This is a genomic window from Flavobacterium sp. LC2016-23 (assembly GCF_009674775.1).
Taxonomy (GTDB): domain Bacteria; phylum Bacteroidota; class Bacteroidia; order Flavobacteriales; family Flavobacteriaceae; genus Flavobacterium.
In genome coordinates this window covers 181,589-202,707 of the sequence record NZ_WKKE01000008.1, presented here as the reverse complement: position 1 = coordinate 202,707, position 21,119 = coordinate 181,589, and the positions used below count along the sequence as shown (strand labels likewise).

The following is a 21,119-nucleotide window of genomic DNA, read 5'->3' as shown; positions in this document are numbered from 1 at the left end:
TACACTCCTAATTTCTTAGCAATCTCAGCAGGAACTCCGCCTTTGTTTACTAATAGAGCAGTTGTTTTGTATTTTACGAAATTTTTGGTTACAAACAAGAACCCTTTATAGTCGTTTGTTTCTCCCCAGGAATTTTTTACGATGTAATATTCTCTTCCGGTCTGATCTTTGGCAAGACCAATAATGTGCATTCCGTGATCGTCTGTAGTGGTGTAATTGTCAAACGCAGCCTGACGCATTTCAGGTGTGATTTCCGGTTCCGGTTTTGGTCCGTTAAACATGTCTGCTTTTTCTTCGGCAGTCATATCATCGAATTTTTTGGTCGGCACATACGCCACACCATTTTTCCAGCTAAAGCTTTTTTCACTTACGTCAGTTGCCCAGGCTACGGTGTATCCTTTTTTCAAAGCATTGTCGATAACGTCTGTCATGTCGTTTACTTTTACATTGTACACCTGATCAAAAGACCAGTTGTCCGGCACCATCATGGTTGTTTTTTGGTAATACGGCGCTGTTGTAAACGATGACATTTCGATATAATCATCCGGATTGATTCCTACTACTTCTTTCGCAAAAGATTGTGGCGTGTAATTTTTTCCTTTGTATGTAAAATTATCCGGCACTTTTCCTAAATACGAATCAATAACCGCTGCATACGCTTTTTGCCAGTTGGGTGTTAATTCTCCGTTTGGATTTTTTACCACAGCGGCCAAAACACCTTCGATAAGTGCCGCCATTTCTCCAAATTTATTTTTATCGGTTCCGTAGTTTAATCCCGTGTAGACTTCTCTCGGAACGGTTCCGTATTTTCTGTACATATTAATTACATCGTGCAAGGCACCACCGTCACCCAAAGTAACTGCTCCGTGCATACGAACATAATTGATTCCTTTTTCAACATAAACATTTCTTGCCGAATAAATCTGAGACAATTCAACCGGCTGTTTTCCTAAACGAATCATTTCTGACTCTAAAAAAGAGTTAGTAGAATAACTCCAGCAGGTTCCTGACGACCCTTGTGTTTTTACAGAGGTGGTTCCTAAATTGATTTGTTCTGTGAATTTAAAGTTCTCTTTACTTTTATCACTCGCATTTAGTTTTAAGGAGTTTACCAAAACGTCCTGTGCAAAACAAGTGGTTGCTCCAACAAAAAATACCGAAGCGGCAAGTAACGATTTGAATGAAAATGTATTCATAAATTAATGTTTAAGGTTTGAATAAATTAGTCTGTGATGTTTCTAATTTGTTACAAAACAATTAAATTTTATGTAATTTATTGCCCTTCTGCGGTTAATTTTTTCATAATCTTTTTATTAAGGAGTAAAATAGTACAAAATATGTAAAACCAATCAACGTTTTTAGAATCGGGAAAAAATAACGTCTTATTGTTTCTAAAATAGTGGTAATTTGGTTGCTGTAATTCCCAACAATAATGTACGAACTCGAAAAAGAGAAATACTTAGGCAATACCAAAAACATTTACAACAACAGTCAGGGAATTGCAGTTGTAGAAACCGAGTATCAGCAGAAAGTTTTTGAAGGCTGGCACTCGCACAACAACGCGCACATTACGCTTTTCCTGAGAGGAGGCACTTCGGAAAAACGAAAAAATTCCAGTCTTGATGTTGGTCCCGGCTCGCTGTTGTTTTACCATAGCGATGAATTGCACCTGAACCATAATACGCTTTTCCCTTCTAAAAACATTAATCTCGAAATTGAAGAAAACCTACTCAGAGAACTTCAGATCAACGAAGCCATTATCGAAAAATCGGTGCGGAATACCACGCTTACTAAATTTTTAATTCTTAAGATTTTTAAGGAATCGCTGGTGGCCGATACTTTTTCGGGCGATACGATCAACATGCTGTTTGCGCAATTGTCGAACCCGAACGCCCATTTGGACCAATTCGAAAAAAGTCCGTTTTGGGTCAAAAGCCTAAAGGAATTGCTCAACGATTGCTGGAACGAAAATCCAAATCTGCAGGATCTGGCACAGGTTTTAAATCTAAATCCCATTACCATTTCAAAACATTTCCCCAAATATTTTGGCTGTACGCTTGGCGAATACATGCGCCGGATTAAAATAAACCGTTCGCTTTCGCTGATCGATTCGAAAGAAAACAATCTGACCGAAATTAGTTTTCAATGCGGCTTTGCCGATCAGAGCCATTTTATCCGGACGTTTAAAAACCAGACCGGATTTCTTCCGAAACAATTTCAAAAATTATAAGGGAGGCAAATTTCGTTCTATTTTTTGGTTTTAATGCAGTCTACATTTGTCTTATGTTAATCATTAAATCAAACTCAGATGGAAACGCTTACTGCCAAACAAAAAATATTTAATTTTCCCGTTACCAAAATCATTCTGGCCTTACTTACCTTTATGGCTTTCGTTATTATCGGACAGCAAATTGCCGCCAAATTACTTGGCATGACTGCCCTGGATAAAGACTTCAGAAATCTTTTTAAAGGAATTTTTGTTTCGGCCTTAGCCGTTACGAGTTATATTCTTTTCTTTACCTATTATGAAAAAAGAGCCGTAACCGAATTATCGTCAAAAAGACTGGCTCAAAATCTGATTATAGGAACTTTAATCGGTTTTGGACTTCAGGCCTTAACGATTCTGGTGATTTATATCAGCGGAGGATTTAATGTAGTTGCCGTAAATCCGGTTTCGTTTATTCTGATTCCGCTTACGGTGGCTTTTACAATTGCCATTATTGAAGAAATATTGGTTCGCGGTATTGTGTTCAGGATTATTGAGGAAAAACTGGGGACTTATATTGCCCTCAGTATTTCGGCTGTTTTATTTGGAGCACTGCACATGGCCAATCCAAACAGCACTTTGCTTTCGGGATTGTGTATCACGTTTGCCGGATTCTTATTGGGTGCCGCTTTTGTTTATAGCCGAAATTTATGGTTTCCGATTGCGCTGCATTTTGCGTGGAATTTTACCCAATCGGGTATTTTTGGCGCGATCACTTCCGGAAACGAAAAAACTAAAAGTTTACTGGAAAGCAAAATACAGGGATCAATCCTGTTAACCGGAGGAGAATTTGGGCCGGAAGGCAGTATTCAGGCCACCTTGTTTTGTCTTATCGCAGCAATAGTCTTATTGGCGCTAAGCCATAAAGAAAATAAAATCATGGCGCCTTACTGGAAAAAATAAACTACACCAATCACCAATAAAAAAGGGTTTATGAAATTTTCATAAACCCTTTTTTGATAGGTTGTTATCGTAAAACGAGAGGACTATTCTATTTCAGAAACTCTCATCGTATTTACCATTCCTTTATCTTTAATTGGCATTGCCGCAAGGTTGATTAAGTAATCTCCTTTTACAGCGTATCCTTTTTCAACTGCTATTCTGTTAACGTCAGTTACGGTATCATCTGTACTCTCGTCTTTATCATAGAAGTATGATTTTACTCCCCATAATAAATTCAATTGTGTTAAGATTCTTCTGTTTGAAGTAAATACCAAAATGTGCGCTGAAGAAGGTCTCCACGCAGAAATCTGGAAAGCGGTATACCCACTGTTTGTTAACGTACAAATTGCTTTTGCATTAATTTCATTCGCCAATAAAGCAGCCTGGTGACAAACTGTTTTAGTAATAAAACGTTTTGTTTTGATTTGTGGCGTATTTTGAGGGACATTGATAAGCGGAGAGTTTTCAACTGCTTCACAAATCTGAGTCATTTTCTGAATTACCTGTACCGGATAATTTCCTGTAGCAGTTTCTCCTGACAACATTACGGCATCAGCACCATCCATTACCGAGTTGGCAACGTCATTTACTTCTGCTCTTGTTGGTGTTAAACTTGTAATCATGGTTTCCATCATCTGAGTCGCAACAATAACCGGGATTCTTGCTGTTTTTGCTCTTCTGATCAAATCTTTTTGTACCAATGGTACTTCGTGTGCAGGAAGTTCAACTCCTAAATCTCCACGGGCGACCATTAAGGCGTCACAATAGGCTACAATTTTATCCATGTTCTCAAGAGCTTCCGGCATTTCAATTTTAGCAACAATTGGAATTTTAACATCTGAATGTTTCGCAATCAATTCCTGTAAATCCTGTAAGTCACGAGGTGTTTTTACGAATGAAAGTGCAATCCAGTCTACTTTTTGCTCGATAGCAAAAATAGCATCTGCAATATCTTTTTCAGTTAATGCCGGTAAAGAAATTTTAGTGTTTGGAAGATTAACCCCTTTTTTGGATTTTAATTCTCCACCCTGAATTACTTTGGCAACAACTTCTGTTTTTTTATCTGTTGAAATAATTTCAAAAATCAGTTTACCGTCATCAAGCAAAATACGCTCACCCGGGTTCACATCATTTGGGAAATTCTGATATTTCATGAATACTTTTGAAGCGGTTCCGATTACATCTTCAGCAGTAGTAAAAGTAATAATGTCACCATCATTTACTACGGTTCCTTCTTCCATTACCCCAACTCTAAGTTTTGGTCCCTGCAAATCTCCAAGGATCGCAGTAGTGTAACCAAATTCTTCGTTCAGGCTTCTGATAATTCCAATTTTTTCTTTTACTCCTTCGTAATCAGCATGCGAAAAGTTAACTCTAAACACATTTACACCTGCGTCGATCATATCCTTGATAATCTCTCTAGTTCCACATGCAGGTCCAAGTGTGGCTACAATTTTGGTTTTTTTGTTTGTAAGCATTTTTTTTAAAAAATTAAATTGTTTTTTGACTTTATTTTGTTTGTATCCACAACATATATAGCTGCGATACTCTCTATTGCATTTAACTGTTGTTGGATTTCTGAATAATCAACAGCCTCATCGCTGATATCGATTTTCAGGAAAAAATCTACTTTTTTGAATTCAGGAAGTAAATGAATTGTTGTAGAAACCTCACTCGTTTCATTGGAAAACAAATTCTGGAAATCATTTTTACTCACAGAAATGATTTCATTTTTATTCTGAATCAGATTCCACGAAACGGCCTTTTCAGAATCATAATAGTAAAATCTGGAAAAATTTGCTTCACCTTCCTTAGTCTGAGCGTGGATCTCGTTCTTGCTCTTACTTAATTTTATCGGAAGTTTTTTATTGATAAAATAGGCCAGTCGGTAATCTTCTAATGAAGTATGAATTGCCATTAAATAATAATCAATTTCGTCAAATTCGTCCAAATCCAATCTATGAATTGCCATATCATGAAAAATCAAGTTGTAAATATACTATTTCTAACGGACCATCAATAGTTAAGATTAGCTTGTTTTTGTTAATTTATAAACGAAAACGTTGTAGCTTTAACAAAGCCATGCTATTTATGTAGTTATTTCTTATCTATTTTTTCCTGAAATGCAAAATAAGCCCTTTGCGATGCTTTTTCTTCTGCCTTCTTTTTTGAAGTGGCTCTTGCTCTTGCAATTACTTTATCGTCTATACTTAATTTTACGCCAAACAAACGTTGTCCGTCAATTCCGTTATCTTCAAAAATATCATAATGAAAGATTCTCTTTTCTTTCTGACACCATTCGATCACCAGACTTTTATAACTGATCACTTTCCCTTCAAGGCGGGCGATATCAACGTAAGGTATAATGACTCTTTTTTGAATAAACTTTTCACAAAAAGAATATCCTCTGTCCAGATAAATAGCGCCAATAAGGGATTCAAAGATATTTCCATGGATATTTTCTCCAAAATGATGAATGGGCACTTTGCTTTCTACAAAGCGAACTAAGTTTAAGTCTTTCCCCAGTTCATTCAGGTGTTCACGGCTTACAATCTTCGAGCGCATCTTGGTGAGATACCCTTCATCTCCATTAGGGGCTTTGTTAAACAAGTGTGCTGCAATGACAGCACTTAACATCGCATCTCCTAAAAATTCCAAACGTTCATAATTAATTGGGTGCCCGGATTCATCCAGCTTATTAGAAGACCTGTGCGTAAAAGCTTTCTTATAAAAATCTATTGAAGCGGGCTGAAAACCAAGTATTTTCTGAATAGTGTCAAAAAAAATCCCGTCTTCTTGAGAACGGGATTTTGAAAATATTTTTTTGATAATATTCATAGACAAAACTAGTCAGCTAATTTTTTAAACAATACACAAGCATTGTGTCCACCAAAACCAAAAGTGTTACTCATGGCAACATTTACCTCTCTTTTTTGAGGTTTGTTTAAAGTAAGATTTAGTGCAGGATCAATGTTTTCGTCTACAACCGTATGGTTAATCGTTGGAGGAACAATTCCGTGTTTCATTGCCAGGATAGAAGCAATTGCTTCAATAGCTCCGGCAGCACCCAGTAAATGTCCTGTCATAGATTTTGTGGAGTTAATATTGATATTTTTTGCATGACTTCCGAAAACAGCACTAATGGCTTTTAGTTCGGCTACATCTCCTAATGGAGTAGAAGTTCCGTGCGTGTTGATATGATCTACATCTTCAGGGTTCATTCCGGCATCTCTCAATGTATTTTTCATTACCGCAATCACTCCAATTCCTTCCGGATGTGGTGCTGTTAGGTGGTAAGCATCAGACGACATTCCGCCACCGCCAACTTCGCAGTAAATTTTTGCGCCTCTGGCTTTTGCATGTTCGTATTCTTCAAGAACCAAAGCTCCTGCTCCTTCTCCTAAAACGAAACCATCTCTGGTGGCATCAAAAGGTCTTGAAGCTGTTTCAGGGCTTTCATTTCTGGTAGATAAAGCGTGCATAGAGTTAAAACCTCCCATACCTGCAATAGTAATCGCAGCTTCTGAACCACCTGATACAATAACATCACACATTCCTAAACGAATGTAGTTGAAAGCATCTATTAATGCATTTGCAGAAGAGGCACATGCAGAAACCGTAGTATAATTTGGCCCCATATACCCATTACGCATTGAAATGTGCGCAGGAGCAATATCAGCAATCATTTTTGGAATAAAAAACGGATTGAATTTTGGAGTTCCGTCACCTTTGGCGTAATAAATTACTTCTTCCTGGAACGTTTCCAAACCACCAATTCCTGCTCCCCAGATCACACCTACTCTTGTTTTGTCGATATTATCATTCGTAAGTCCGGCATCTTTAATGGCTTCATCACTGGCAGCAACAGCATATTGCGCAAATTTATCTAATCTTCGGGATTCCTTGCGATCCATGTAATCTTCAATATTGAAGTTTTTTACTTCGCAGGCAAATTTCGTTTTATGCTTTTCTGTATCATAATACGTGATAGGAGCGGCTCCGCTAACTCCATTCAAAAGTGCCTCCCAATAATCCTGGATATTATTCCCGATAGGAGTAAGAGCACCTAATCCTGTTACAACAACTCGCTTTAACGTCATAAATATGTATTTTGTACTTTAAACAAATAAAACCCATGCTTTCTTAACTGTAGTGTTACTTTAAGAGCTATGGGTATTACAATATAAATATATCTTTTTGATTGAAAACCAATCGAATTTTAAATTTTAAAAAAATAATAACACCCGATTTTTAACAAATTTCAAATTTCAAAAGTCAAATTCCAAAATTGGAGTTTGGAATTTCAAAAATTGGGATTTTTTAGAAATCGGGTGTGGTATTATTATTTTTTAGCTTCCTCGATATAAGAAATAGCTTGACCAACAGTAGCAATGTTTTCTGCTTGATCGTCTGGAATTTGGATATCAAATTCTTTTTCGAATTCCATAATAAGCTCAACAGTGTCTAATGAGTCAGCCCCTAAATCATTAGTGAAGCTTGCTTCTGTTACAACTTCGTTTTCGTCAACGCCTAATTTGTCTACGATAATCGCTTTTACTCTTGATGCAATGTCTGACATAATCTTTAATTTTAGAATTTAATTTGTTGGCAAAAATAAAAAACTTTATTTTAAAACAACTATTTAGTTTATAAATGTGACACTAATTTATAAAATTAATTTCAAGAAAGCCCTTTTAATACTATTTATTTTCGTTTTTTATTCCGTTTTTTGCATTCTCAAAATAAATTGGATTATGAAAAAAATTATTGTTTTTGCCTCAGGATCAGGAAGTAATGCCGAAAATATTATAAAACATTTTGCAAAAACCAAAATCGCAAAAGTCGTTTCGGTTTTTACCAATAATGCTTCGGCAAAAGTTATCGAAAGAGCCAAAAATCATCATATTCCTGTCGAAATCTTCTCTAAAAATGAACTTTTAGAAAGAAATTTACTGCAAAAAATACAGGAAATCGACCCGGATCTGATTGTCCTTGCCGGTTTCCTTTTGAAATTTCCGGATCACATAATTGAACAGTATCCGCATAAAATTATCAACATTCATCCTGCCCTTTTACCAAATTACGGCGGAAAAGGAATGTATGGAATGCACATTCACAGGGCAATAGTAAATAATAAGGAAAAAGAAACCGGAATCTCCATTCATTATGTAAATGAACATTATGACGAAGGCGGTATCATCTTTCAGAAAAATGTGTTGCTAACCGAAGAAGATACACCGGAAACTGTAGCCGAAAAGATTCATGAATTGGAACAAAAGTATTTTCCGGAAATTATTTCCAGATTGTTAGAAGATTAGACTTCTTAGAATGTTGGACTTCTTAGATTGTTGGATCTTTAGATTGTTAGATTATTGGATTATTTACATTAGTTAGACATTGGAAGTATTTAAGCATTTCTAATAAAAATCCAGGACGTCTAAAATCCTACATTCTAATCCGTCTAAAGATCCAGCAATCCAAAAATCCAAATTCTAACGATCCAAAAATCTAAGAAGTCTAAATATCTAACGATCTAAGAAGTCTAAAAAAAAAAATGAATCACGAAGTACATATATATACTGATGGCGCTGCGAAAGGAAATCCGGGAAACGGGGGTTATGGCGTAGTCATGGAATTGGTTGGAACACCGCATAAAAAGGAATTTTACGAAGGCTTTCGTCTTACCACAAACAACAGAATGGAACTTTTGGCGGTAATCGTTGGTTTAGAGAAATTAAAAAACCCGAATATGAAAGTTTTGGTGATTTCTGATTCTAAATACGTCGTGGATTCCGTTGAGAAAAAATGGGTTTTAGGCTGGGAAAAAAAGAAATTTGCCGGCAGAAAAAATCCGGATTTATGGAAACGTTTTTTAGTGGTCTACCGCAAACATCAGGTCGATTTCAAATGGATCAAAGGCCACAACAATCATCCGCAAAACGAACGATGCGACCAATTGGCAGTTATGGCATCCATGCAGCCCAAACTTTCTGTAGATGTTTATTACGAAACCATCGGATCTAAAGAATAAAAAAATGCATCCGCGGCGGATGCATTTTTTGTACTAACTTAAATTCTTAACTTATTCTTTGTCCAGGTCTTTTGCGGTTTTAAATCCGGTCAAAAGTCCGATTCCTGCCATGATAAAGATAATGGATGGATAAACAGCACCATCTTCTAAAGAGGTGTAAGTTGTAATCAGCAAGGCAAGAAAAATCCCAACGCCGCTGCCAATTAATAAAAAAGCCAAATTAACAACTAAGATTTTCCAGGCCGAAACCCCTTTTTCCCTGCCTTGTAAAAAAATACTGGCATCGACACCTTTTTCTATAAGTGCCAGTCGTTCGCGGTTTCTGGTGGAATAAATAAGATAAACAATCCCGAAGATCATTAGAAAAAAACTAAGTGGTATTAAAATTCCTGGTAACATAATATTTTATTTTTAATTGATTGATATACCCATAGGACGAGGGGTGTTTCATTTAGGTTACAGGTTTTGGTGAAAATTTCAATTTTTTAAAATCCAAATTCCAACGAAATTACCCTTAACTTTGAGTTTATTGTATAGCGCTATAATCTTAGTCCTGATTTTCATGTGTACTAATTGGAATTTGGAATTTCAATATTGGGATTTGGATTTTTAAAAATATTGATTTTTTTTTCACATTCACTGTAACCTAATCAAACAAACGGTCGTCCTATATAATATGAGTACATTAGATGATCAACATTATATCGATTTAATTCTGCAAGGCGACCACAATGCGTTTGCCGTGCTAGTGAATCGTTATAAGGATATGATCTTTAGTCTGGCACTCAAAATGGTTAAAAACCGCGAAGAAGCCGAGGAAGTGGCACAGGATACTTTTATTAAGATTTACAATTCTTTGGGCAAGTTTAAAGGCGATTCGAAATTCTCAACCTGGAGTTATAAAATCGCTTACAATACCTGCTTAGATCGTCTGAAGAAAAGCAAAAAAGAAGAAAACAATATTTCGATCGATGAGTTTTCGGCACATTTGATAAAAACAATGGACAATGCGCTGAGTGCTTTAGAAGACAAAGAACGAAAGCAGACCATTCAGAATTGTTTAAATTTGCTGCCCGGAGAAGACAATATTATACTTACCTTGTTTTATTTTGACGATCAGAGCTTAGAAGAAATTGGAAAAATCATGAATGTTTCAGCCAACAATGCCAAGGTAAAATTATTCAGAAGCAGACAAAAATTAGCTGTTATCCTTAAAAAGCAATTAGAACCCGAAATACTGGAGTATTATGAAAGAGAGCGATAAAAATATAGAGAATCTTATTGATAAAATGATGGCCGAAAGTACTTTGGAATCACCATCTATTGACTTCACTTCAAAAATAATGGATCAGATTTTAGCGGCTGAAAAAAGCAAAACCAAAGTTTACAAACCTTTGATTTCTAAAACAACCTGGATTCTTATAGGTGCAGGCTTAACCGCTTTGATTGTTTATTGTCTTTATGCAAATAACAACATTTCTACTTTAGAGACACCACAATTGTATTTAAATCTGGACAAACCGGCTAGATTGTTTTCCGGAATTCATTTTTCTAAAAACATATTGTATGCGGTTTTAATAGTACCCATTATGATTTTAATTCAGATTGGGGTTTTGAAGAATTATTTTGATAAGAAGTATGAGTTGTAGATAAGGTATACTATGAGTAAAAAAACGCAATTTTTTCAAAAATAAAACTTGCGATTTAAATCCGGAAATCCTATTTTAAGCATTCCGTTGATTCCAATATAATTTACTCATTTACAATAGTTTTAGACCCGAAAACGATATTGTTTTTTTATGAAAATTTTGAGAGTGTAAACCGTTGCAATATTGCAACTTATGAAGTATCTTTGCACCCTAATTCGAAATTCATAAAATGAATAAATTATTGATTGTTGGAACAGTTGCTTTCGACGCGATTGAAACTCCTTTCGGAAAAACAGATAAAATTTTAGGTGGTGCTGCAACGTACATTGGTTTATCAGCATCTTTTTTCAACCTGCAATCGGCCATTGTTTCTGTAGTTGGTGACGATTTTCCTCAAGAACATTTAGATTTACTGACTTCAAAAAATATTGATATCTCCGGTATCGAAATTGTAAAAGGCGGAAAGACCTTTTTCTGGAGCGGTTTATACCACAACGATTTAAACTCAAGAGACACTCTGGTAACAGAACTAAACGTTTTAGCTGATTTTCAGCCAAAAGTTCCTCAAAACTATAAAGATGCTGATGTTGTGATGTTAGGAAACTTACATCCGTTAGTACAAAGCAGTGTTTTGGACCAAATGGAGAAAAAACCAAAATTAGTAGTTTTAGACACTATGAATTTCTGGATGGACTGTGCTTTACCGGAATTGCTTGAGGTAATTAAACGTGTAGACGTTATCACAATCAACGATGAAGAAGCCAGACAGCTTTCAGGAGAATATTCACTAGTAAAAGCAGCGAACAAAATCCAGGAATTGGGACCAAAATATGTGGTGATCAAAAAAGGAGAACACGGCGCACTTTTATTCCACAACAGAGAAGTATTTTTTGCACCGGCATTGCCTTTAGAAGATGTTTTTGATCCGACAGGAGCAGGAGACACTTTCGCAGGAGGTTTTTCAGGGTTTATTGCGCAAAGCGAAAACATCTCGTTCGGGAACATGAAAAACGCAATTATTTATGGTTCAAATCTGGCGTCGTTCTGCGTAGAGAAATTTGGAACCGAAAGGATGCAAACATTAAGCAAAGCTGAAGTAGCGATTCGATTACAGCAATTTAAATCGTTAACTCAGTTTGACATAGAAATATAATGCCTGAGAGCCTCGATAAAACGGGGCTTTTTTTATTACGTTAATACACACAACTTACAACAACAACACAAATACAAAAAAAATGAGCGACGCGTTAAAACACGAATGTGGTATAGCCTTAGTCAGACTTCTTAAACCGCTTGAATATTACAAAGAAAAATACGGGACGGCTTTTTACGGGATACAAAAAATGTACCTGATGATGGAAAAGCAGCACAACCGTGGTCAGGATGGTGCCGGTTTTGCCAGCATCAAACTTGATGTCGAACCAGGGCAGCGTTACATCAGCAGGGTTCGATCGAATCATTCGCAACCTATCCAGGATGTTTTTGCACAGATCAATGACCGTATCAACGAGGAAATGACTGCGCATCCTGAATATGCAAATGATGTTGAAAAACAAAAAGCAAACATACCTTATATAGGAGAGTTATTTTTAGGTCACGTTCGTTACGGAACCTTCGGTAAAAACAGTATCGAAAGCGTTCATCCTTTTTTACGTCAGAGTAACTGGATGCACCGCAATCTTATTTTGGCAGGTAACTTTAACATGACAAATGTTAAAGAACTTTTCGAAAACTTAGTCGAGCTTGGACAACATCCGAAAGAAATGGCCGATACCGTTACTGTAATGGAAAAGATAGGTCATTTCCTTGACAAAGAGGTAATGCAGTTGTATCAGGACTGCAAACAAGAAGGCTATTCTAAAAGAGAAGCCTCTCCTGTTATTGCAGAACGCCTGGATATCGCAAAAATATTAGCCCGTTCGGCTAAAAATTTAGATGGAGGTTATGCAATGGCCGGTTTATTAGGTCATGGTGATGCTTTCGTTTTTAGGGATCCTGCAGGAATCCGTCCGGCGTACTTTTATCAGGATGATGAAGTTGTGGTAGTCGCTTCTGAACGACCAGTTATTCAAACTGTATTTAATGTACCTTTTGAAAGTGTTCAGGAAATTGAACCGGGAAATGCTTTAATTATCAAAAAAAGCGGAAAAGTTTCGATGGAACAAATTCTGGAACCAACTGTTAAAAAAGCCTGTTCTTTTGAACGAATTTATTTTTCAAGAGGCAGCGATGCTGAAATTTATCAGGAACGTAAAAACTTAGGTAAATTAATTTTGCCTGCTGTTCTTGAATCTATTGACAGCGATACCGATAATACTGTTTTTTCATACATTCCGAATACCGCTGAAACTTCTTTTTACGGTTTAGTTGAAGCTGCCCAGGATTTCCTGAATCAGCGTAAAAACAATTATATCTTAGAAAACAGAAATACGCTTACTGCCGAAACCTTACAGGAATTATTAGCGGTAAAAATCCGTACAGAGAAAGTAGCGATTAAAGATGCCAAACTAAGAACTTTTATAACCGAAGACAGCAGCCGTGATGATTTGGTAGCACACGTTTATGATGTGACCTACGGCGTAATCAAGCCGACAGACAATCTGGTTATTATTGATGATAGTATTGTTCGCGGTACGACTCTTAAAATGAGTATCATTAAAATGATGGATCGTCTAAAACCAAAACGTATCGTAATTGTTTCTTCAGCTCCGCAAATCCGTTATCCGGACTGTTACGGAATTGATATGGCGAAACTGGAAGGTCTTGTTGCTTTCAGAGCAGCACTGGCTTTATTAAAAGAAAGAAACTTATACCATATAGTAGACGAAGTTTACGCCAAATGTAAAGCACAGGAAAACTTTGCTGATACAGATGTTATTAATTATGTAACGGCTATTTATGATCAGTTTACACCGGAAGAGATTTCAGATAAAATTGCCGAAATGCTAAGTTCTCCGGAAATCAATGCTGAAGTAAAAATCATTTTCCAAAAAGTAGAAGATTTGCATATCGCATGTCCGAAGAATTTGGGAGATTGGTATTTCACGGGAGATTATCCTACACCGGGTGGAAATCGCGTAGTAAACAGAGCTTTCATGAATTTTTATGAGGGAAAAGATGCCCGCGCGTATTAGAAAATTATTAACAAAAGGTTAATTTGTGCATTTCATCGGTTTTTTTTGCCGTTAATCCTAAATGTTTGGCAAAATAGAAAAGCTACAATACTTTTGGGAAACCATAACATTAGTAGGTTAAGTTTATGGTAGATTTGGGGCAAAAAGGGTGGAAGCAATTCCACCTTTTTTATTGGAATAAAGTCAAGAAATTATTCAAAGTAAGAAATTACGTATTTCATCGGGTTTATTTGCATTTCGTCTAAAATATTTGGCATTACAGTATAGCTATTCTACATTTACTACACCATAACATTAGTAGGTTAAGTATATGGTAGATTTGGGGCAAAAAAGGTGGAAGAAATTCCGCCTTTTTTATTGGTGTAAAGTCTGGTCTTTTACCGCAAGGAGCGCAAAGTTTTACGCAAGGTTCGCTAAACTTAATAATCTTCTTGCGAACACTGCCTAAACCTTTGCGCCCTTTACAGTTAATCTTTCCAAAATAAGCATAAAAAAAAATAGACGGATAACCTTCAGGTCATCCGTCTATTTTCTTTATTCTATACTCTGTTCTCTACTATTTATCTAAAGCAAATCTTCTTGCTACTTCTGTCCAGTTGATCACACTGAAGAAAGCTTCAATATAATCCGGTCTTCTGTTTTGGTAGTTTAAGTAGTAAGCGTGCTCCCAAACATCCATTCCTAAAATCGGAGTTCCGCCATTACCTACTTCCGGCATTAATGGATTATCCTGATTCGGAGTTCCTGAAACTTCTAATTTTCCTCCTTTGTGTACTGTTAACCAAGCCCATCCTGAACCGAATTGTGTCGCACCGGCTTTAGCAAATTTTGCTTTAAACTCTTCAAAAGTTCCAAAAGAAGACTCAATTGCAGCTAACAAATCACCTGTTGGTAATCCGCCACCGTCCGGGCTCATTACAGTCCAGAATAAATTGTGATTGTAAAAACCTCCACCATTGTTACGAACTGCAGCGTTTGATTTATCTAGATTGATTAAGATGTTTTCGATTGTTTTTCCCTCTAAATCTGTTCCTGCAATTGCAGCATTAAGATTTGTTGTGTATGCATTATGATGTTTTGAATGGTGAATTTCCATTGTACGGGCATCAATATGTGGTTCTAATGCATCATATGCATAAGGTAATTGTGGTAATTCAAAAGCCATGATATTATGATTTTATGGTTTATAATAATTTATCCCAAATTTAAACATTTAACTTTGGAATAGAAAATACTATTTCGTTATAATTTGATTTAATTAATTGATAATCTGATTTTTTAAGCCTTAAATAGCTGTAAATCTTTATTTTCCATTAAAAGTGGTCATTGTGTTTTCTAATCCGGCAGTTCCGAATGACCTGATAATTTCTGAAGCAACTTCTAAACGTTCCGGAAGTTTTGCTTTTTCTTCTTCGTCCCAATCTCCCAAAACATAATCGACCTGTTGTCCTTTTTTAAACTGATCGCTGATCCCAAATCTGAAACGGGTGTAATTTTGAGTATTCAGAACCAGATTTATATTTTTCAATCCGTTATGACCTCCGTCACTGCCTTTTGGCCGGATTCGGATGCTTCCGAAAGACAGGTTTAAATCGTCTGTAATGACCAGAATATTCTCTAATGGAATGTTTTCCTTATCCATCCAGTATTTAACGGCTTTACCGCTTAAATTCATGTAGGTGTTTGGTTTAAGCAGGAAAAAGGTTCTTCCTTTAAATTTATATTCAGCCAAAGCACCCAATTTTACGGTTTCGAAAGAAAGACTTTCTTTTCTGGCTAAAAAATCCAGGACTTTAAATCCTATGTTATGTCGTGTATTTACGTATTCGGCTCCAATATTACCAAGGCCTACTATTAAATATTTCTTCATATTGTCTGTGTTCTCTTCTTTTGGTGTTGATGAAAACAGTTTTGCTATCCATTTTATCATGTCTGCAAAAGTAAGATTAATTAGAGAATGTGGCAATTGGTTAATTAGATAATTTATTTTATGAAGGCTTTCCGTAAAGGTCGTTTAAAAAAGTTTTCCCGCAGATCTGGCTGATGGAGCCGATTTTTTATCCCTCAATTTTTTTCAGACTGAGCGGTCGAAGTCGCACAGTTGACCCGACAATCTAAAGTGAAACATTTTGCGGGGCTTCGACTTCGCTCAGCCTGACATATTGTAGACTTATCTTAAACTCATAAATCCTGGGGCTTTAAACATTTTGACGTTTCTGCTTAAAAAAATGTCAATTAGAAAATGTGTGAATTAGAAAATTTGTGTCATTAACCGCGAAGAGCGCAAAGGTTTACGCAAGGCTCGCAAAGAAAAAAGGTTTTCCGCAGATTTGGCTGATGGAGCAGATTTTTTATCGCTCCATTTTTGCTTAAGTCGGAAACACTGCAAACTTATCATCTTTTGTCCCTTTGAACCTCTTTAACTTATAAAAACTAAACTTCTCGCTAGCCCTGACAGAAGCGGTATCCTTTTTCCTGCTTCTTTAGCAGGGAAAAGATATAGCGGATGGCAGGAAAGTCTCGTCTTGAAAAAACGACAGTTTCTGCTTCTGAAAAATTTGACAATTAAAAATGTTTCATATAATTTGTTTGCCCCTGAAAGATTGATTAAAATCTTCTCGCAGATTTGGCTAATGGAGCAGATTTTTATTTCGCATTTTTGTCAAACTTAGCGTAGTCGAAGTCTACGCTACTAAATATTCCCTTTAGATTGCAGAGTTACTTACGGGGCTTCGACTTCGCTCAGCCTGACATACTGTAAACTTATCCTCCTTTGAACCTTTGCAACTTTGAACCTTTGGAACAAAAAAAAAGCACCAATCTTTCGATTGATGCTTTTTGTATGATTTGAAAAAAATTATTTTTTCTTTCCTTTTGCAGGAGCTTTTGCAGCTTTTGCAGCCTCCTGAGCAGCTTTCATAGCAGCACGAGAGATTCTTACCTGAGCTACAACTGTGTTGTCCGGGTGCATTACTTTGTATTCCGGAGCACCAACTTTAGTAACGTATAATTTGTTACCCATTTCAAGTGGAGTAATGTCAGCTTCAACAAAATCAGGAAGATTTTTAGGTAAAGCTTTTACTTTTAATTTACGAGTGTTCAAACGTAAAACACCACCTGCAAGAACACCTTTAGATGTACCAACCACTTTTACAGGAACTTCCATAGTGATTTCTTTGTCATCAAATAACTGAAAGAAGTCAATGTGTAAAATTCTGTCAGATACAGGGTGAACCTGGATATCTTGTAAAATTGCATTGAATGATTTTCCTTTTCCAAGCTCAATCACAACTGTGTGTGCATTTGGAGTGTAAACCAAGTTTTTGAACGCTGCAGCGTCTGCTGAGAAGTGTACTGCCTGATTTCCTCCGTATAACACGCAAGGAACCGCTCCAGCATTACGTAAGGCTTTAGTTGACACTTTGCCCACGCTTTCTCTTTCTGATCCTTTAATTGTAATCGATTTCATTGTAAAAAAATATAGTTATTAATAAATATTCTTGTTGCTTTAAGCTTTAGGCGATACGCTTTAGGCTTTCTTTCGTAATAAATTTATTGACATTTTTTAATGCTTAAAGCTTAAAGCCTATAGCATATTGCCATTTATTACATTATAAATTTTCCACTTATGGAATTGTTGTGGTGCACCATGTGCATAACTTCAGCAAAAAGAGGTGCACAACTCACTACTCTTATTTTTTTTGACTCTCTCTTTAATGGAATTGAATCGGTAACGATTAACTCGCTTAATTTCGAATTTTCAATTTTATCGTAGGCATCACCGGATAAAATAGCGTGTGTACAAATTGCTCTGACACTTAATGCTCCTTTTTCGATCATTAAGTCGGCTGCTTTCGCTAATGTTCCTCCCGTATCAATCATGTCGTCTACCAATATTACGTTACGGCCTTTTACTTCACCTATAAGCTCCATAGTGTCGATAACGTTGGCTGCTTTTCTTTGTTTGTAACAGATTACTACATCTGATTCAAGGAACTTAGAATAAGCATATGCTCTTTTTGAACCTCCCATATCCGGAGATGCAATTGTCAGATTTTCTAATCCTAAACTTTCTACATATGGTAAAAAGATTGTAGAGGCAAATAAATGATCTACCGGTTTTTCGAAAAACCCCTGAATCTGATCTGCGTGCAAATCCATTGTCATTACTCTTGTCGCTCCGGCAGCATCTAATAAATTAGCTACTAATTTTGCTCCAATCGGAACTCTGGGTTTGTCTTTTCTGTCCTGTCTTGCCCAACCGAAGTATGGCATAACAGCTGTAATATGTCTTGCTGATGCGCGTTTTGCAGCATCAATCATTAATAACAATTCCATCAAATTATCGGCTGTTGGAAATGTGGAGCACACGATAAAAACACGTAATCCTCTGATTGACTCTTCGTAAGACGGCTGAAATTCACCATCACTGTACGTTGACATCGTTACTTTTCCTAACGGAATCCCGTATTGTTCTGCAATTTTTTCTGCAAGATAAACACTTTGTGAACAAGCAAAAATTTTAGCTTCTGGTTCTAGGTGCGACATTATAATTTGTTGTTTTTGCTCCGCTGCGCTCCGTACAATTTGGCTTTACCATTTTGGGTAAAACAAAATAAATATAAATGCCTCGGGTGTAGTTAGTTGTGTGTGCGTCGTTTTAACGAGGTGCAAATTTATAAAATTTATTGGACACTGAAAGGAAAATTTTAAGTATTTTTAGTAGCACATTTAATTTTATTTTTTACATTTGCACCGTGTTAAAGGAATGACGCCATTTATGACTTCATTCTATTGCGTTAAAATGATCAATTTTGATTGTTTTTTCGTCTGCTAAGCCCGGATGGCGGAATTGGTAGACGCGCTGGTCTCAAACACCTGTGGGAAACCGTGCCGGTTCGACTCCGGCTCCGGGTACAAAAAACCTCTTCTTAACGGAAGAGGTTTTTTTGGTTTTATGCTATTCCGCTATAGCCCAAGGTTTCAACCTTGGGGTTCAGATTGTGCAAATTTGAAATGTAGATATTATTCCTGACATTGCTTCCAACGGTTGAAACCGTTGGCTATGTCTATAAACCTCGCTTTTTAGCAAAAACATGTTTCAGACCTCACAACACGCCTCATGCAAAACAGGAAAATTACACGAGTTAGCAATAAAACATAATTGATTTGCTTTTTCATGTAAACTTAAAGCCAGCTGAATTTGCTCCGGATTTGAAATTTTTACTACAGGCTTAAGTCTAACTTCAACAAAACGTCCGCTGCCATCTTCAGAAACTTCGAGCGTCGCTTCGGCGTGGTCTGCATATTCGAGAACTTCTATTCCGTTTTGGGAGCAGACATATAAATACGACATCATATGACAGGAAACCAAACTGCTCAAAAGCAAATCTTCGGGATTGTATAATTCCGGATCGCCTTTGAAGGTTTTTGCTGCTGAGACATTTAAAACAGGTTTTCGTTCTATTTTAATTTGATGGCTTTTGCTGTAAAATCGCTTTGCCGAATCTTCCTGATTTTGTTTTGAAGTCCATTCTAATTCTGCTTTAAATAGGTGTTGCATTTTGTTTTCGTTTACTATTGCTAAGTTACTATTTTTATATGGCTTCAATAAATTAATCGCGCAATCCCGATAGCTATCGGGAGCAGAGTCGCAAAGTTTTCTGCCACGAATTTCACTAATTAAAATTAATCGTCCTGATTTGTGCTAATTCGTGAAATTCGTGGCAACTTTTTTATCACTTTAATTTCTATAAAAAAACCTCGAAAGCATAACTTTCAAGGTTTCTTAGAGAATTACTAAACTAATAAACAAATTCTAAAACTATTTTTTCACTGAGAATTTAAAAGTAGTTTTAGTTTTATAATTTTCCCCGGGATTTAAAACTGTAGTCGGGAAATCTTTCTGGTTTGGAGAATCCGGATAATGTTCTGTTTCTAAACAAAGTCCGGTTCTGTGTGCGTATGTACCGCCGGTTCTTGTTGGTAAAGTTCCGTCAAGGAAATTTCCGGAGTAAAACTGAATTCCAGGTTCGTCGGTAGTGACTTCCAGAATTCTTCCGCTTGGGGCATGATATACTTTTGCGATAATGGTTTTGCCTTTTTCAGGATTGTTCAATACCCAGCAGTGATCGTAACCTTTTCCTCTTTCCAGCTGTTCATTTTTAACTTCGATATCTTTTCCAATTAATTTTGGCGTTCTGAAATCGAAAGGTGTATGGGAAACATCTTCTAGTTTTCCTGTCGGAATCAAAGTGGCATCAACCGGAACTATTTTATCTGCATTTAACGTTAATTCGTGATCCAGAATCGTTTTGGAAAAGTCTGCAGATAAATTGAAATACGTATGTTGTGTAAGGTTTACAACCGTTTTTTTATCGGTTGTTGCTTCGTAAAGGACTTCCAGCTGATTATCATTTGTTAGTGTATACGTTACATAAACCTGTAAGTTTCCGGGATAACCTTCTTCCATATCTTTGCTTAAATAGGATAATTTCAAAGATGCCGTGTCTCCGGATTTAACCTCATCTGCTTTCCAGACTACTTTAAAAAAACCTTTAGGCCCTCCGTGCAAAGCATTTGGCGTATTATTGATTGCCAATTGATACTCTTTTCCATCTAAAGTAAATTTTCCTTTTGCAATTCGGTTTCCGAATCTGCCGATTAAAGCACCGAAAAATGGATTTTCTTTCTCGTATTGCTGTAAAGAAGTAAATCCGGTCACTACATTTTCAGAAACCCCTTCTTTGTTGGGTACTTTCAAATCGGTAATAATTCCGCCAAAAGTGATGATATCTACTTCCATCCCATTTTGGTTTTTTAGCTTATAACTATCTATTTTTTCCCCTTTTGAAGTAGTTCCATAAGAAGATTTTTCAATTGTAACTGTTGCTTTTTTATCTGAAGAAATTGTGGTTTTATCCATTTTTTTATCGTTTTTGCATTGAACAGAAATTGCAGCCAGACTAAACAGGCTAATTCCATAAATACAACGTTTTAATACATTCATAAATATTGTTTTTTAAGTATTGTAAAAAGTGAGCTGTTAGATGTATAAAGTTAAAAGTAACAAATTCTAAATCAAAATAAAAAACCTC

General features: G+C 36.3%; 21 protein-coding genes and 1 tRNA gene. 9 read left to right on the top strand and 13 right to left on the bottom strand.

Features of this window, described 5'->3' with window-relative positions; all coding sequences use genetic code 11:
• The coding region (locus GJU43_RS08985; protein WP_154340431.1) for an aminopeptidase C at positions 1-1,196 on the bottom strand (1,196 nt) is incomplete at its 3' end.
• A 236-nt stretch (positions 1,197-1,432) separates the two neighbouring features.
• Between GJU43_RS08985 and GJU43_RS08980 the strand changes: the two genes are divergently transcribed.
• Positions 1,433-2,230, top strand: a complete 798-nt coding sequence (locus tag GJU43_RS08980) for an AraC family transcriptional regulator (protein ID WP_154340430.1) — start codon at positions 1,433-1,435, stop codon at positions 2,228-2,230.
• Positions 2,231-2,308: 78 nt separating this feature from the next.
• Positions 2,309-3,169: a CPBP family intramembrane glutamic endopeptidase gene (locus tag GJU43_RS08975; RefSeq protein WP_154340429.1), complete on the top strand. Its 861-nt coding sequence runs from the start codon at positions 2,309-2,311 to the stop codon at positions 3,167-3,169.
• 83 nt (positions 3,170-3,252) lie between these two features.
• Here the strand turns inward: GJU43_RS08975 and pyk are convergent, their stop codons facing one another.
• The 5 genes from pyk to GJU43_RS08950 all read right to left on the bottom strand — a co-directional run bounded on the left by pyk (position 3,253) and on the right by GJU43_RS08950 (position 7,787).
• Entirely contained in the window at positions 3,253-4,686 is a 1,434-nt protein-coding gene (pyk, locus tag GJU43_RS08970; RefSeq protein ID WP_154340428.1) for a pyruvate kinase, read from the bottom strand.
• A gap of 5 nt (positions 4,687-4,691) precedes the next feature.
• On the bottom strand, positions 4,692-5,180 hold the full coding sequence (locus GJU43_RS08965; protein WP_154340427.1) for an IPExxxVDY family protein: 489 nt from the start codon (positions 5,178-5,180) through the stop codon (positions 4,692-4,694).
• 125 nt (positions 5,181-5,305) lie between these two features.
• A complete protein-coding gene (rnc, locus tag GJU43_RS08960; protein ID WP_154340426.1) occupies positions 5,306-6,046 on the bottom strand; it encodes a ribonuclease III in 741 nt (246 codons plus the stop codon).
• Positions 6,047-6,054: 8 nt separating this feature from the next.
• Positions 6,055-7,308: a beta-ketoacyl-ACP synthase II gene (gene fabF / locus GJU43_RS08955; protein ID WP_154340425.1), complete on the bottom strand. Its 1,254-nt coding sequence runs from the start codon at positions 7,306-7,308 to the stop codon at positions 6,055-6,057.
• A 242-nt stretch (positions 7,309-7,550) separates the two neighbouring features.
• Positions 7,551-7,787, bottom strand: coding sequence for an acyl carrier protein (locus GJU43_RS08950; RefSeq protein WP_007137004.1), 237 nt, complete (start codon positions 7,785-7,787; stop codon positions 7,551-7,553).
• Positions 7,788-7,962: 175 nt separating this feature from the next.
• Here GJU43_RS08950 and purN point away from each other — a divergent pair, with 175 nt between their 5' ends.
• Both purN and rnhA read left to right on the top strand, forming a co-directional pair.
• Positions 7,963-8,526, top strand: a complete 564-nt coding sequence (gene purN / locus GJU43_RS08945) for a phosphoribosylglycinamide formyltransferase (protein WP_154340424.1) — start codon at positions 7,963-7,965, stop codon at positions 8,524-8,526.
• Positions 8,527-8,762: 236 nt separating this feature from the next.
• The gene (gene rnhA / locus GJU43_RS08940; protein ID WP_154340423.1) at positions 8,763-9,239 is read left to right on the top strand and encodes a ribonuclease HI; all 477 of its coding nucleotides are present in this window, start codon (positions 8,763-8,765) and stop codon (positions 9,237-9,239) included.
• A gap of 51 nt (positions 9,240-9,290) precedes the next feature.
• Here rnhA and GJU43_RS08935 read toward each other — a convergent pair whose 3' ends face one another.
• Positions 9,291-9,638: a DUF6249 domain-containing protein gene (locus GJU43_RS08935; RefSeq protein ID WP_127338179.1), complete on the bottom strand. Its 348-nt coding sequence runs from the start codon at positions 9,636-9,638 to the stop codon at positions 9,291-9,293.
• 277 nt (positions 9,639-9,915) lie between these two features.
• Between GJU43_RS08935 and GJU43_RS08930 the strand changes: the two genes are divergently transcribed.
• From GJU43_RS08930 to GJU43_RS08915, 4 genes are all read left to right on the top strand, one after another.
• Positions 9,916-10,503, top strand: a complete 588-nt coding sequence (locus tag GJU43_RS08930; protein ID WP_154340422.1) for an RNA polymerase sigma factor — start codon at positions 9,916-9,918, stop codon at positions 10,501-10,503.
• Positions 10,487-10,888, top strand: coding sequence for a hypothetical protein (locus tag GJU43_RS08925; protein ID WP_154340421.1), 402 nt, complete (start codon positions 10,487-10,489; stop codon positions 10,886-10,888). Before GJU43_RS08930 ends, GJU43_RS08925 begins: the two co-directional genes overlap by 17 nt.
• A 229-nt stretch (positions 10,889-11,117) precedes the next feature.
• Complete coding sequence (locus tag GJU43_RS08920) at positions 11,118-12,041, top strand: PfkB family carbohydrate kinase (RefSeq protein ID WP_154340420.1); 924 nt, start codon at positions 11,118-11,120, stop codon at positions 12,039-12,041.
• Positions 12,042-12,123: 82 nt separating this feature from the next.
• Complete coding sequence (locus GJU43_RS08915; protein WP_154340419.1) at positions 12,124-14,022, top strand: amidophosphoribosyltransferase; 1,899 nt, start codon at positions 12,124-12,126, stop codon at positions 14,020-14,022.
• Positions 14,023-14,578: 556 nt separating this feature from the next.
• On the opposite strand, the gene GJU43_RS08910 is transcribed toward GJU43_RS08915, so the two are convergent.
• The 4 genes from GJU43_RS08910 to GJU43_RS08895 form a co-directional block, all read right to left on the bottom strand.
• Positions 14,579-15,187, bottom strand: a complete 609-nt coding sequence (locus GJU43_RS08910) for a superoxide dismutase (RefSeq protein ID WP_154340418.1) — start codon at positions 15,185-15,187, stop codon at positions 14,579-14,581.
• 138 nt (positions 15,188-15,325) lie between these two features.
• On the bottom strand, positions 15,326-15,952 hold the full coding sequence (gene pth, locus GJU43_RS08905; RefSeq protein WP_154340417.1) for an aminoacyl-tRNA hydrolase: 627 nt from the start codon (positions 15,950-15,952) through the stop codon (positions 15,326-15,328).
• A gap of 927 nt (positions 15,953-16,879) precedes the next feature.
• Complete coding sequence (locus GJU43_RS08900; RefSeq protein ID WP_154340416.1) at positions 16,880-17,491, bottom strand: 50S ribosomal protein L25/general stress protein Ctc; 612 nt, start codon at positions 17,489-17,491, stop codon at positions 16,880-16,882.
• 137 nt (positions 17,492-17,628) lie between these two features.
• Positions 17,629-18,570 (bottom strand): ribose-phosphate pyrophosphokinase, encoded by a 942-nt coding sequence (locus tag GJU43_RS08895; protein ID WP_127338170.1) that lies wholly within the window; start codon positions 18,568-18,570, stop codon positions 17,629-17,631.
• A gap of 289 nt (positions 18,571-18,859) precedes the next feature.
• Between GJU43_RS08895 and GJU43_RS08890 the strand changes: the two genes are divergently transcribed.
• Positions 18,860-18,939, top strand: a tRNA-Leu gene (locus GJU43_RS08890).
• A 184-nt stretch (positions 18,940-19,123) separates the two neighbouring features.
• Here GJU43_RS08890 and GJU43_RS08885 read toward each other — a convergent pair.
• Positions 19,124-19,585, bottom strand: a complete 462-nt coding sequence (locus tag GJU43_RS08885) for an OsmC family protein (RefSeq protein ID WP_154340415.1) — start codon at positions 19,583-19,585, stop codon at positions 19,124-19,126.
• 261 nt (positions 19,586-19,846) lie between these two features.
• A complete protein-coding gene (locus GJU43_RS08880; protein WP_154340414.1) occupies positions 19,847-21,031 on the bottom strand; it encodes an aldose epimerase family protein in 1,185 nt (394 codons plus the stop codon).
• Positions 21,032-21,119: the final 88 nt, after the last annotated feature.

Bases quoted from the DNA above. Each gene is read 5' to 3' on its own strand.
- GJU43_RS08885 (WP_154340415.1), bottom strand. From the start codon at position 19,585: ATGCAACACCTATTTAAAGCAGAATTAGAATGGACTTCAAAACAAAAT.
- pyk (WP_154340428.1), bottom strand. From the start codon at position 4,686: ATGCTTACAAACAAAAAAACCAAAATTGTAGCCACACTTGGACCTGCA.
- pth (WP_154340417.1), bottom strand. From the start codon at position 15,952: ATGATAAAATGGATAGCAAAACTGTTTTCATCAACACCAAAAGAAGAG.
- GJU43_RS08895 (WP_127338170.1), bottom strand. From the start codon at position 18,570: ATGTCGCACCTAGAACCAGAAGCTAAAATTTTTGCTTGTTCACAAAGT.
- GJU43_RS08965 (WP_154340427.1), bottom strand. From the start codon at position 5,180: ATGGCAATTCATAGATTGGATTTGGACGAATTTGACGAAATTGATTAT.
- GJU43_RS08925 (WP_154340421.1), top strand. From the start codon at position 10,487: ATGAAAGAGAGCGATAAAAATATAGAGAATCTTATTGATAAAATGATG.
- fabF (WP_154340425.1), bottom strand. From the start codon at position 7,308: ATGACGTTAAAGCGAGTTGTTGTAACAGGATTAGGTGCTCTTACTCCT.
- rnhA (WP_154340423.1), top strand. From the start codon at position 8,763: ATGAATCACGAAGTACATATATATACTGATGGCGCTGCGAAAGGAAAT.
- GJU43_RS08930 (WP_154340422.1), top strand. From the start codon at position 9,916: ATGAGTACATTAGATGATCAACATTATATCGATTTAATTCTGCAAGGC.
- GJU43_RS08980 (WP_154340430.1), top strand. From the start codon at position 1,433: ATGTACGAACTCGAAAAAGAGAAATACTTAGGCAATACCAAAAACATT.
- GJU43_RS08915 (WP_154340419.1), top strand. From the start codon at position 12,124: ATGAGCGACGCGTTAAAACACGAATGTGGTATAGCCTTAGTCAGACTT.
- rnc (WP_154340426.1), bottom strand. From the start codon at position 6,046: ATGAATATTATCAAAAAAATATTTTCAAAATCCCGTTCTCAAGAAGAC.
- GJU43_RS08935 (WP_127338179.1), bottom strand. From the start codon at position 9,638: ATGTTACCAGGAATTTTAATACCACTTAGTTTTTTTCTAATGATCTTC.
- GJU43_RS08975 (WP_154340429.1), top strand. From the start codon at position 2,309: ATGGAAACGCTTACTGCCAAACAAAAAATATTTAATTTTCCCGTTACC.
- GJU43_RS08950 (WP_007137004.1), bottom strand. From the start codon at position 7,787: ATGTCAGACATTGCATCAAGAGTAAAAGCGATTATCGTAGACAAATTA.
- GJU43_RS08920 (WP_154340420.1), top strand. From the start codon at position 11,118: ATGAATAAATTATTGATTGTTGGAACAGTTGCTTTCGACGCGATTGAA.
- GJU43_RS08880 (WP_154340414.1), bottom strand. From the start codon at position 21,031: ATGAATGTATTAAAACGTTGTATTTATGGAATTAGCCTGTTTAGTCTG.
- purN (WP_154340424.1), top strand. From the start codon at position 7,963: ATGAAAAAAATTATTGTTTTTGCCTCAGGATCAGGAAGTAATGCCGAA.
- GJU43_RS08910 (WP_154340418.1), bottom strand. From the start codon at position 15,187: ATGGCTTTTGAATTACCACAATTACCTTATGCATATGATGCATTAGAA.
- GJU43_RS08900 (WP_154340416.1), bottom strand. From the start codon at position 17,491: ATGAAATCGATTACAATTAAAGGATCAGAAAGAGAAAGCGTGGGCAAA.